Origin of the sequence: Okeania sp. SIO2F4 (assembly GCF_010672385.1) — a bacterium.
Classification (GTDB): Bacteria; Cyanobacteriota; Cyanobacteriia; order Cyanobacteriales; family Microcoleaceae; genus Trichodesmium.
The window spans coordinates 1-12,278 of the sequence record NZ_JAAHGT010000195.1 but is presented as its reverse complement, the minus strand read 5'-3'; the positions used below and the strand labels follow the sequence as shown (position 1 = coordinate 12,278).

Annotated in this window: 8 protein-coding genes; 4 read left to right on the top strand and 4 right to left on the bottom strand. The window is 37.3% G+C overall.

From position 1 onward, the window contains the following. Nucleotides 1-964 precede the first annotated feature (964 nt). Both F6K22_RS14560 and F6K22_RS14555 read left to right on the top strand, forming a co-directional pair. Complete coding sequence (locus F6K22_RS14560) at nucleotides 965-1,477, top strand: hypothetical protein (RefSeq protein ID WP_293098842.1); 513 nt, start codon at nucleotides 965-967, stop codon at nucleotides 1,475-1,477. Next, on the top strand, nucleotides 1,470-2,687 hold the full coding sequence (locus tag F6K22_RS14555; protein WP_293098839.1) for an FAD-dependent oxidoreductase: 1,218 nt from the start codon (nucleotides 1,470-1,472) through the stop codon (nucleotides 2,685-2,687). The genes F6K22_RS14560 and F6K22_RS14555 overlap by 8 nt, the downstream gene beginning before the upstream one ends. Nucleotides 2,688-2,689: 2 nt before the next feature. Here F6K22_RS14555 and F6K22_RS14550 read toward each other — a convergent pair whose 3' ends face one another. The 3 genes from F6K22_RS14550 to F6K22_RS14540 all read right to left on the bottom strand — a co-directional run bounded on the left by F6K22_RS14550 (nucleotide 2,690) and on the right by F6K22_RS14540 (nucleotide 5,373). Then, nucleotides 2,690-3,595 (bottom strand): sulfotransferase domain-containing protein, encoded by a 906-nt coding sequence (locus tag F6K22_RS14550; protein WP_293098837.1) that lies wholly within the window; start codon nucleotides 3,593-3,595, stop codon nucleotides 2,690-2,692. 123 nt (nucleotides 3,596-3,718) lie between these two features. Beyond that, complete coding sequence (locus F6K22_RS14545; RefSeq protein WP_293098834.1) at nucleotides 3,719-4,456, bottom strand: SDR family oxidoreductase; 738 nt, start codon at nucleotides 4,454-4,456, stop codon at nucleotides 3,719-3,721. 179 nt (nucleotides 4,457-4,635) lie between these two features. Beyond that, a complete protein-coding gene (locus tag F6K22_RS14540; RefSeq protein WP_293098831.1) occupies nucleotides 4,636-5,373 on the bottom strand; it encodes an SDR family oxidoreductase in 738 nt (245 codons plus the stop codon). 416 nt (nucleotides 5,374-5,789) lie between these two features. On the opposite strand from F6K22_RS14540, the gene F6K22_RS14535 reads away from it, so the two are divergent. Both F6K22_RS14535 and F6K22_RS14530 read left to right on the top strand, forming a co-directional pair. Then, entirely contained in the window at nucleotides 5,790-7,634 is a 1,845-nt protein-coding gene (locus F6K22_RS14535) for a fatty acyl-AMP ligase (protein ID WP_293098828.1), read from the top strand. Nucleotides 7,635-8,443: 809 nt separating this feature from the next. Next, on the top strand, nucleotides 8,444-10,078 hold the full coding sequence (locus tag F6K22_RS14530) for an aminotransferase class I/II-fold pyridoxal phosphate-dependent enzyme (RefSeq protein ID WP_293098825.1): 1,635 nt from the start codon (nucleotides 8,444-8,446) through the stop codon (nucleotides 10,076-10,078). Between the two features lie 557 nt (nucleotides 10,079-10,635). On the opposite strand, the gene F6K22_RS14525 is transcribed toward F6K22_RS14530, so the two are convergent. Continuing rightward, complete coding sequence (locus F6K22_RS14525; RefSeq protein WP_293098822.1) at nucleotides 10,636-12,045, bottom strand: FAD-dependent oxidoreductase; 1,410 nt, start codon at nucleotides 12,043-12,045, stop codon at nucleotides 10,636-10,638. Between the last annotated feature and the right edge of the window lie 233 nt (nucleotides 12,046-12,278).

The window sequence follows — 12,278 nt, the reverse complement described above, 5'->3', positions numbered from 1 at the left end:
AATTGTTAAACCACTAACTAACGCAAAATGGCTCCAAAATTTTATTAATATAAAATTGGAACATCTTGAATCTACCACATATAACATTCAGGATTTTTTGCCGGAAAATAATAATCCTATTGATGCTTATATAAAACTAAGAGAGTTAGATTCTGGTATGGGTTCTTTCAACAATTAATAATTAATAATTACCTCTCTATTGAAAACGGATAGGATTTACTCAAAGGAAAAAATTTTTCTTCTCAAGAGGAGATTGGATATGGCGTTTAGCGCTCCGCACAACTTTCCTAAGGTCATGGTACCGCAAAGGTTTTTCATGTTCCGTAGGAAAACCCTGGGCGACATGAAAAGCTCCGCTTTCCGACCGCTTTTTTCCCCTTCAAAGGGGAGGTGCATACCCACAATTTATCGGTAAGATTTGCAATAGAATTAGCAAATGATTTATATCTGCCAGATAAGATAAAAAAACATCCTTATATTAATAGGATGGAAAAAATTAACGACTAAGATTTGTGGATTAATGAATGATATTTTTTTCTATGAAAGAGCAGTTATTTTAGATAATTCAAGATTAAATCTAATTGCTGTATGAGAATATTATCAAAGAATGTATTTTGATGAAGCTGTTGCTGAAACTGTTAAAAATGTTAATCAACATATAGACAACTTTATAGAAAAAAAATCAAATTTATCAAATTTATGATTTTAAAAATAATCAAGTAATAGAAAAAATGATTACTGATTATGTACAAGCTTGAGCCAATCAAATTAATGCAGTATGGTATTGGCAAATTTCTAGTAATCGTTATCGTTCTCCCAATTATCCTTTTCCAGAGTTAAGACATCAAATTGGAACTCCTAATTTAGCAAAAGGATAATAAGAATACCCCATTATTCACCCTTAGTGAGAAATGCTATACAATCTTAGTAATTAATTTTTTAGTCAACAATTATCCGGAAAATTATGCAACTTCAAACTATTTGGCAACTCGGTAGTAATAATCCAGAAAATTCCAATAATCTAGATACTATTCGTCAATGGTGGGCAACTCTAGAAGGAAAAGAAATTACCTGGCGACAACGACTAATTCCTGATAGTGGAGATATTTCAGAACTTGATTGGGAAGCACAAAGATTTGATGAAATATTTCTCATTTCTCAACCAGAAATTCGTGGCATTACTCTTTATTGGCAGAAACCTAATTCTCCTACAGAAAGCAATACAACTGTGCAAAAATTAGCACTACATCATACTCGTCAGGAATTATATATTTTTCCACAATCTCAACAAAAACTGGTAATTCGAGTCGCCTTACCAGAAGTAAAATATCAAAGAATTGAAATTAATAACCCCGAAATTTTAGTCGAAAATAATATTCTCTTATTTCAGGATGTCAAGCAGTTATTAGAAGTACAAATAAAACTAACTCCCGAACAGTTAAATCAATTAAAGGAAAAACTGAAAGAAAATGACTAATCATACCCATGAAATTATTGATGTACAACAAACAACCTGTTGTATAGTTGGTGGTGGTCCAGCAGGAGTTGTATTAGGATTATTGTTAGCGCGTCAAGGTATCCCAGTTACTTTACTGGAATTACATCAAGACTTCGATCGCGACTTTCGAGGAGATACTATTCATCCTTCCGTAATGGAAATAATGGCACAAATAGGTTTAGCTGACCGTTTGCTAGAGTTGCCTCACTCCAAAATTCGCACACTCAAGTTAAATTCTCCCACTGGTGACATTAATCTCACTGACTTCAGTCACTTAAAAACTCCATATCCCTATATTACTATCTTGCCACAAGCCAAATTTTTAGATTTTATTGCCACTGAAGCACAAAAGTATCCCAATTTTAATTTAATCATGGGTGCTAACGTACAGGAAATTATCGAAGAAGATGGAGTAGTGCGTGGGATACGTTATCGCAGTCATGGAGGTTGGTACGAAGTTCGAGCATTATTAACAGTCGGTGCAGATGGTCGTTTCTCCCGAATGCGTCAGTTAGCAGGTTTTGAACCAATTAAAACTTCCCCACCAATGGATGTAATGTGGTTTCGTTTGCCACGCAAGTCAGAAGAACCTAATGGTTTATCAGGTCGCGTCGGTAATGGTAAGATGATAGTTTTGCTCGATCGCTCAGATTTTTGGCAAATAGGTTATATGATTTCTAAGGGTGCTTTTGCACAATTGCGTACTGCTGGTATAGATTTTTTACGCAAGTCTTTAGTTGAGTTAGTTCCAGAATTTAGCGACCGTTCCCATCTACTTGAAGATTGGTCTGATATTGCTTTTTTGTCTGTGGAGTCTAGTCGTCTTCCTCAATGGTATCGTCCAGGTTTACTACTCATTGGTGATGCTGCTCATGTTATGTCTCCGGTAGGTGGGGTAGGTATTAATTATGCCATTCAAGATGCAGTTGTAGCAACAAATATTCTCAGTGAACCCCTGAAACGCGGGAGTTGGCATTTGTGGGATTTGGCAGAAGTCCAGCGCCAACGGGAATTTCCAACTAGAGTTATTCAATGGTTTCAGGGGTTAGCTCAAAAACGAATGATTGCTCGTGCGCTGAATCAAAATCAGCAGTTTACTGTTCCTGCTTTTTTGCGGTTACCGATACTGCGGGATATTCTGGCGCGGTTGATTGCATTTGGCATTTCGCCTGTGCGTTTGAATAGTTGAATTTAATGATTTGATGGTTTAAGTAATACCACTTTCCCATCAGGTAAATTCAGATTTTCTGGGAATTTTTCTGGTAATTCTGGGAGAGAATCTATTTGACTATTCAGTGGATAATTTAATAGTTTTAAGAGAGGAGTTGCCATTTCCAAAACTTCCTCTTTTTGTGCATCGCTGAGAATATCTACCCACTGTCCTAACTTTCCTTTTCTTATATGATTAGGACTATCTTTTCTCATATTATTAAATGAGACTTTTTCTTTGATTTCTCCTCTTGCTGCGTCATCTAATTCAATTTCCAAATATTCTAAAATTTTTTCTAGCTCTCGGTCAAAGTCATGTAGCAATCTTTCATAAAAAACAAAATGAATATTCAAATCTTTCTGATGCTTTAAATATCCTCCTACATGATTCATCCAATCAGAAACAATAGTTGTCAGATTTTTGTTTAAATAAATTTCTGGATTAGTTTCATCAACAGTAAAAAAAGGAAAATATCTTCTTACATAAGGAGTAAACACAAAATTAGACCAAGAAATTGATACATCTCTAGGGTCACGAACAATATATATTATCTTGTCAAATTTTTGCATAATAGTTAAAGCATGACTACTCATCTGGGAATGACTCCAGACCAAAGTAGAGCTATTAATATAATCATCCATATCATCAACTGGATATCTGAATATATTACTTATTCTATAAAATACAGCATTTTTTGTAATATCTAAACAATTAATATTAATCTGCCCTTTGAGATGATCGATATCCCAAGTTTTAGCAAGTTCATATATGGGTTGATTTTGAATAAAACTTTTATACTCAAAATCACTATAATCAATAATATTATGTAAGATTGTATGGAGCCAAAAGTTGCCACTTTTAATTAGCCCAGCTTTTAGGATGTGCATAGTATTCTCCTGATTACCTATATCATTTTCAAATAATTAGTTATCAACAAAGTCTTAGTTTGTAGTTGCGCTTCAGCGCTCCACAACGAGAAATTAATAATAGTTTGGTTGTTTTTTCATAACTTATCTTCCTTTGTAATAAGGATGTACATCAATGCTACAACCACCATCAACAAAAAGAGTTTGCCCAGTAATATAACCTGCCTCTTCTGAAAAGAAAAACCCAATAGTTGCAGCTACCTCCAAAGGTTTACCAAAACGCTTCATTGGTATCCCACTTATACACCGCTTTTCAACTTCACTTCCAGGCGGACAAATGCGTTTAGCCATTTCTGTTTCTATTCCTCCAGGAGCAACAGTATTAACAGTTATCCCACTCGAAACCAACTCCAAAGCCCAAGTGCGAGCCAAACTAATCATTCCCGCTTTTGCTATAGTATAACTGGTGCGGTCTTGCGCTCCCAAAGCAGCGATACTGGAAATATTAACAATACGACCCCACCGTTTCGCCTTCATTGATGGCACTACCGCTTGAACAATTTGTATAGCAACACGCAAATTTAAGTCAATAACTGCCTCGAAGTTATCCAGTGTTACCTCCTCCAATGGTTGTGGGTGTACTATTCCTACATTATTGACTACTCCATCAAAACCATACTGCTTAGTTAAATTAGCCAGAGTTTCTGATGTGGCATGGCGATCGCTCAAGTCAACTGTGACAAATTCACCAGGAAAGGGTTTTTCAGGGGTGTGGCGCGCCAGGCCAATTACTAGGTGTCCTTTTTTCGCCAGATATTCTGCTGTAGAGAAACCTATTCCCCGACTTGCACCAGTAATGAGGGTAATGTGTTGTTCTGCCATTTTTCTAGAGAGTAAAATAATTTATCAAAATAACATGGGTCTAAAACCCCGCCTTTTAAGGCGCAATATTTTTGGAGAGTTGCTCACCCATCCCCTACTTCCCCTCCACCGGAGGGGTTAGGGGTGGGTTGACTTCTGACTTCTGACTTCTGACTTCTGACTTCTGACTTCTGACTTCGTTAACTTGCCTTATAATAAGGATGTATATCAATAGTAGAACCACCATCTACAAAAAGAGTTTGCCCAGTAATATAACCTGCTTCTTCTGAAAAGAAAAAACTAATAGTTGCAGCTACCTCCGAAGGTTTACCAAAGCGCCCTATTGGTACCCCCCTTAAATAGCGCTTTTCCACTTCACTTCCTGATGGGTAATAATATCTAAATAATTCTGTATCAATAGGCCCAGGAGCAACAGCATTAACAGTTATCCCACTCTTGACCAACTCCAAAGCCCAAGTGCGAGTGAAACTAATCATTCCGGCCTTACTGACAGCATAAGTGCCACGGTTTTGTGCTCCCAAAGCAGCGATACTGGAAATATTAACAATACGACCCCACTTTTTTGCCTTCATTAATGGCACCACTGCTTGCACAGTTTGGATAGCAACACGCAAATTTAAGTCAATAACTGCATCGAAATTATCTAGTGTTATTTCTTCTAGTAGCTCTGGGTGTGCTATTCCTACATTATTTACCACTCCATCAAAAGCATACTGCGACTTTAAATTAGCCAGAGTTTCTTTTGTGGCATGGCGATCGCTCAAGTCAACTGTGACAAATTCACCAGGAAAGGATTTTTCTGGAACGTGACGTGCTAGGCCAATTACCAGATGTCCTTTTTTGGCCAAATATTCTGCTGTAGAGAAACCTATTCCCCGACTTGCACCTGTAATTAGAGTGATGTGTTGTTCTGTCATTTTATTTCAGACTTAAATAATAGCTCTAACTAGAAATTTATAATAATTTTGCAGCTTCAGATTAATTTTTCCTCAAAAGCAATTCTTAGAAAAGTTGATCATAATTGTTATTTCCAGAGATTATATAAACTTTTCTCAAACTCCTGTAGAGATTTTGCATAGAACCTCCCTTTTTTATTAGAGATGTGCATGAGAAAAAATTTATCTGTTGATTTTGTTTGTATTATATTTCCAAATTTACTCTCTATAAATTCACTCAAAAAAATGGTTGAGAACGACAAAATTTCAATCAGAACAATCAAAAAATAATCTATTTGACATTTAATTATGTTTGACTACTTAATTATCCCTATATCTGCGTTAAAATTTCTGTCGTGCCTTTCCTATTATCGTTGTCTTTTCCTATCAAAAATCAAATGAATAGTTTAGATAAAAAATTTCAAACATTAGTAGACTTATTACAAAACAGAGCTATCCAAAACCCCGAAAAAATAGGTTATAGCTTCTTAATAGATGGAGAAACAGACGAAATTAGCCTTACCTATCAACAACTAGACCAACATTCACGAGCGATCGCTGCCTATCTCCAGTCAGTATGTCCACCAGGAGAAGTCGCCCTACTCCTCTATCAACCGGGACTAGAATATATTACCGCTTTTTTTGGATGTCTTTATGCCGGAATTATCGCAGTTCCTGCCTATCCACCCAGACCAAATCGTTCCCTAGAGCGCATCCAAACAATTATTAGAGATAGTAAGGCCAAAATAGCTCTAACAACTAAATCTATTATCTCTAGCCTAGAACGTCGCGCGTCAGAAACCCCAGAATTAGATAATTTAGGTTGGTTAGCCACTGACCTTATTCCTGACACTTTTGCTGATAAATGGCAAGAACCCAATATTAATGAGGATACCCTCGCCTTCCTCCAATACACTTCCGGTTCCACAGCCACACCAAAAGGGGTAATGATTACTCACCAGAACCTTTTGCATAATTCTGGTCTGATCCATCAATGTTTTGGACATTCTGCTCAAAGTAAAGGAGTAATTTGGCTACCTCCCTATCACGATATGGGTTTAATCGGTGGAATATTGCAACCCTTATATGGAGGCTTTCCTGTCATGCTCATGTCTCCCTTAATGTTCCTCCAAAGTCCGGTGCGCTGGTTACAAGCTATTTCTCGATACCAAGGCACTACCAGTGGTGGACCAAACTTTGCTTATGATTTGTGTGTCCGTAAAATTAAGCCCGAACAGATACAAAACTTAGATTTAAGTAGTTGGGAAGTAGCTTTTAATGGTGCAGAACCCATTAGTGCCGAAGTTTTAGAACGGTTTACTAATACTTTTGCTGTCTGTGGTTTTCGCCGGGAAGCTTTTTATCCTTGCTATGGGATGGCGGAGGCCACCCTAATTATTTCTGGGGGTCATAAACTTTCTCCACCAGTGGAAACTACTATTGCGACAACCGCATTAGAACAAAACCAGATCGTCTTAGTTTCTCAAACAGAAGGAACAAAAAGATTAGTAGGTTGTGGTCAAACTTTGCCAGACCAACAGATTAAAATTGTTCATCCAGAAAAATTAACTCTTTGTGCTGAGGGAGAAGTAGGAGAAATTTGGGTATCAGGGCCAAGTATTGCTCAAGGTTATTGGCACAAACCAGAGGAAACGAAGCAGACTTTTGAAGCTTATTTAGCTGAAGCTCCTGAAGAAGAGCCATTTATGAGAACTGGAGATTTAGGCTTTCTGGAGACTGGGGAATTATTTGTGACGGGTCGTCTCAAGGATGTAATTATTATTAATGGTCGGAATCATTACCCTCAAGATATTGAATGGACAGTCGAGCAAAGTCATCCCCTAATTAGACCAGGTTGTATTGCTAGCTTTTCTGTAGAAGTGGCAGGAGAAGAACGTTTAGTAGTAGTAGCTGAAGTAGAACGTAATTTTCGTCAACTACTTAACAGAAGTCAAAAGTTACAAGTCACAAGTCACAAGTATAACTCTACTGATGAATCTGTTGGCTCATTAGCGGTTGATTTCTTTAGTGAGCGTAATGGTAAGTGTGGGACAGAAAATTTTGATAATTCTCAGGACTTAATTAAATCTATCCAACGGTCTGTATCAAGAAATCACGATTTACAAATTTATCAGATATTGTTGCTCAAACCGGGATCTATTCCCAAAACTTCTAGTGGGAAAGTTCAGCGTTATGCTTGTCGCGAAGGTTTTTTAGCTGGAAATTTACAGATATTTCAATAAAGAAGTCAAAAGTCAAAAATAAAATCAAAAAAGAAAAGTATAATTCCACGGATGAATCTTTTGGCTTGGTAGGAGTTGATTTTTTGAGAGTGTAGGTTGGGTTGAGGAACGAAACCCAACAACGACTGGACTTACGCATACCCAACTTATGTATTGCTATGCCGATCAAATATAAAAGCACTGATACATAAAGGTTTTAGCCTTTTTGGGTCGAAAAAAGTGCCAACTTTTAAGCTTGAGTGACCAAAAAGTTAGGATTTTGGGTAGACAAGTACAGACAAATCAAGGGACAATTATTTTTCCTACTTTCTCTGTCTCCCCACACTCCCCACTATCCCCATCCCACGCTCTGCTTTTTTCAGCAAATCCTATGTAGTTGGGGTTTTCCTGTTGTGGAGCAAAACGGCTGTTAACACCTATAAATTTTGTATAGTTTCAGATTCGTGGGTAAGTCCGGAACAATAAAGCTTTGTTGGGTTTCACTTCGTTCTACCCAACCTACTCGACTTCTAACTTCTAACTTCTGACTTCTGACTTCTGACTTCTAATAGCTGGTTCTCCCTACTTCGTATATGATCGTGGCACAATAACCATCATGCCTTCCCCAGTCTTTTTTTTGGGGTGGTCAATCAGTTGAAATAGTTAGCTATTTCAGGTAATTGTTACAACTCAAAAGTTGCTCTCCATAACTCAGAAATTTGATTTCTGATTTTCTAGAGGGACTTTTTTACCCCAATATGTGCTATTGCATATAAGCTACTAGACAAAACTAAGTGACAAGCAATTTTAATGTGGTGCAGGAGTGAACAATGAAACTGTTGAACCAGCTTATGAATGAGCAAGACAGCCAACATCTGTCTTTAGTGAAAAATGATCCAGACCCTGCCTTGCAAGTCCCAAAATCATCTCCAGTCAGAGATAATATTAAATCCTGGTTAGTCTCGCAATTAGCCGAACGGCTAGAAGTTGACACCAGTGAAATAGATATTGAGCGGGATTTTATTGATTATGGTCTTAACTCCATTGAAGTGGTCAACCTCTCTGGAGAATTAGAAAATCTCTTGGGTCGGCGACTTCCTCCTACTCTTTTATTGGATTATCCCACCATTGAGTCCTTGGCTGAATATTTGGTCGAAGATACCTCTGAGGATACCAGGCCAAATATTCACAAAAAATTAGAAGATGAGGTTGAGGTCTCAACTTCTAATCCAACTACGGAAACTGAAGAAATTCCTCTAGAATATTATAACTTTGACCTCTATCCAGAATATTTACAACTGCAAAAGAAATTAGCAGATATTAATTCTACTGGTATTGGTAATCCTTTCTTTATACCTCAAGAACGGATTAATAATAATACTACAGTTATTGGTGGTAGGGAACTGGTGAATTATGCTACCTATAATTATTTGGGTATGTGTGGCGACCCTTTCGTATCTAATGCTGCGAAGGAAGCTATTAATCATTATGGTACTTCTGTTTCTGCCAGTAGGTTATTATCAGGAGAAAAGCCATTACATCAGGAATTGGAAAGAGAAATTGCTGATTTTATTGGTGTAGAAGATAGTATTCTCTATGTTGGGGGTCATGCTACTAATGTAACTACTATTAGTCATTTGTTCGGACAAAATGATTTAATTCTCCATGACTCTTTAAGTCACAATAGTATTTTCCAAGGTTGTTTATTATCAGGAGCAACTATTATTGCTTTCCCTCACAATGACTGGGAAGCTTTAGATAGGTTACTGCGCGATCGCCGTCATCGTTATAAGCGGGTACTTATTGCTATAGAGGGTGTGTATAGTACAGATGGTGATATTCCAGATTTACCAAAATTTATTGAGATTAAAAAACATTACAAAACTTTTTTGATGGTAGATGAAGCTCACTCCATTGGTACTATTGGTAAACATGGTCGTGGTATTAGTGAGTATTTTGGGATTAATCCTAATAATGTTGATATATGGATGGGTACTCTGAGTAAATCTTTTGCTAGTTGCGGTGGTTATATTGCTGGTAGCAAAGCATTAGTAGAATATCTTAAATATACTTCTCCAGGATTTGTTTATAGTGTAGGTATTTCTCCACCAGATACAGCATCAGTATTAGCTGCTATTCGGTTGTTAAAGAAAGAACCGGAAAGAGTAGCAAGACTACAAGAAATGTCTCGACTATTTTTGCACTGCGCTCGCGAACGAGGGTTAAATACTGGAATGAGTAAAGATTCTCCAGTTATACCTATTATTGTAGGTGAATCTATTAAGTCGGTAATATTATCCCAAAATTTATTTAAGCGAGGGATTAATGTACCGTTTATGTTTTACCCATCTGTACCACAAAATGCAGCTCGACTACGCTTTTTTATCACTTGTAATCATACAGAGGAGCAAATTCGCTTCACTATAGATGCTCTTGCTGAAGAGCTGAGTTTAATGGGTGTTTAGGAGCTAACTGATGGCTAATATTAAGTCTAGATAATTAGACATAATACTGTAGGTTGGGTTGAGCTAAGTGCGAAACCCAACAATAGTTATTAGACTTCTCCGGAAAAGAGGGAGTAGAGAGTAGGGAGTAGGCAGCAGGAAGTAGGGGAAATAATTGATAATTTTTGGGCATGGGATTGATTTGATTTTTGATTATCCGAGATGTCTATTAGGTATTCAGATTGAAAAACGAAAGTTATATTATCAGGACTTACGCAAATTCTTAGACAATACGCTATCCGTAGAGGGCGAATGGCATTCGCCATTCTTGTTGGGTTTCGTTCCTCAACCCAACCTACGCCTAATAACTGGCAACAAGGTCACTAAAAACTGATAACTGATAACTGATAACTGATAACTGATTACGTTTGTAGTAGGGCTTTAGCCCCAAATATAGATAGGGCTAAAGCCCTACTACGAGCTTTAATTATAACTATTTAAAGAAGCGGTCAGCATTTCCTGACGGAACACTCCGCGAACAGTAGTAAGCAATCAGTGTTCAAAAAGCTGATAGCTAATTAACAAAGCAGTTTGGGAATAGTTTGCTCTTGGTGTTTTGGCTCAAATTTTTGATAGTTTTTGATAATTTGTCCTAATATTTTTGCCATCAGATCAGGGTGAAATAGAATTTTCGGAGGGTGATTTAGCTGCACAACTTCTACATATTTTTGGTAAATTTCCGGGCGCTCTACTGATAGCATCACTACCTGGTCTAAATATTGCTGCATTAATCTTGTCATCCAGTCTGGTTTACTACCTTCTGTTCCTTGCCAACGTAAGTCTTCTCCAGTTGCCATCAACCAGGGAATAGTTGTAACTTGAGCAAGTTTTTTCTGGAAACCCTTGGTTAAACCTTTGAGACTTGGATAGTTTTGCAGACATTCGTCGAGAGCGATCGCTCCCAAGGCACCTACAGTCATACCTTGACCATAAACAGGATTGAAGGAACAGACTGCATCTCCTACCGCAACAATACCGTCTGGTAATCTTGATAATTTCTCGTAATGACGCAAACGATTTTCTGTACGTCGGTAGACATAGACTGGCGAAATGGGTTGAGCTTCTTGAATAAATTTGTAGATGATGGGGTTTCGGATACTACGGGCAAATTCTAGGAAACCAGTTTCATCGGTCGGAGGATAATCTTTGTTAACACCCCACAGAGTAGTTACCCAACAATTGTTTTCCACCGAATAAATGACCCCACCACGGGTATCGCTTGGTGGTTTTGGTGCTACTGCCAATGCTTTCCAATCTGTCTGCAAACCCTCTGGCACCTGATACCATCGACTGCTATACCCCAAAAAAGAATTGATAACAGTTTCTTCAGGAGATTGATATCCGAAAGCAGTTAACCATTTAGGTAGAGAAGAATTTCGCCCACTAGCATCCACAACTAGATCGGCAGTTAAATCTTGTATCTGAGAATTTGATTTGAGTCGTACCCCTGTAACTGTGTTACTAACTTGACTGAGTAAACCTGTTACTTGAGTCTTTTCTAGAAATTGCAGATTATCATAAGTAGCTAATTTATGGCGTACCATCCACTCTAAAAGATGCCGACTACAAAGATAACTTTTTAATTCAGAATGAAAGCGAGGTTCCCAACCAAACAAATTATACCAAGGAAATTCGGCTGTCCAATCAATTTTAAGCGCTCCTGCTGTTTCCAATTCTCCTAGTAAACCAGGAAACAGTTGCTCTAAAATCTGTTTCCCTTTACATAATAGCACATGGACATGATTGCTTTGAGGTACTCCTGGTCGATATTGGGGATGTTCGGGAAAGCGATCGCGTTCTATTATTGTTACTCGTTCAAAATGGTTTGTTAATACCCGCCCTGCTAGTAACCCTGCCATACTTCCACCGATAACCACTGCATGATTACCTTTGGTGGATTTTTGCTGGGAAATATATTTTTTTTTCATAATTTGTCATTTTTATTGGATAATTTTGCTAAAAATTTTACTATTTAAAGTCTTTATTTTACAATGAAATATAGAGTTTGACAAGATTGGACTATTATACCATTTTAAAAAAAGAATGGTATACTTACTCAAGACTTCAATTATTAAGTAATAAATAAGTAATAGCAATGTTTTTAACTATTCCTTTATAAATAGTGAAGATATTTTATATGATGTCCAGATCATTAGTGATA

Excerpts from the sequence above, each read along its gene's own strand:
- F6K22_RS14555 (WP_293098839.1), top strand. The coding sequence starts at position 1,470 with ATGACTAATCATACCCATGAAATTATTGATGTACAACAAACAACCTGT.
- F6K22_RS14525 (WP_293098822.1), bottom strand. The coding sequence starts at position 12,045 with ATGAAAAAAAAATATATTTCCCAGCAAAAATCCACCAAAGGTAATCAT.
- F6K22_RS14540 (WP_293098831.1), bottom strand. The coding sequence starts at position 5,373 with ATGACAGAACAACACATCACTCTAATTACAGGTGCAAGTCGGGGAATA.
- F6K22_RS14560 (WP_293098842.1), top strand. The coding sequence starts at position 965 with ATGCAACTTCAAACTATTTGGCAACTCGGTAGTAATAATCCAGAAAAT.
- F6K22_RS14535 (WP_293098828.1), top strand. The coding sequence starts at position 5,790 with ATGAATAGTTTAGATAAAAAATTTCAAACATTAGTAGACTTATTACAA.
- F6K22_RS14530 (WP_293098825.1), top strand. The coding sequence starts at position 8,444 with ATGAAACTGTTGAACCAGCTTATGAATGAGCAAGACAGCCAACATCTG.
- F6K22_RS14550 (WP_293098837.1), bottom strand. The coding sequence starts at position 3,595 with ATGCACATCCTAAAAGCTGGGCTAATTAAAAGTGGCAACTTTTGGCTC.
- F6K22_RS14545 (WP_293098834.1), bottom strand. The coding sequence starts at position 4,456 with ATGGCAGAACAACACATTACCCTCATTACTGGTGCAAGTCGGGGAATA.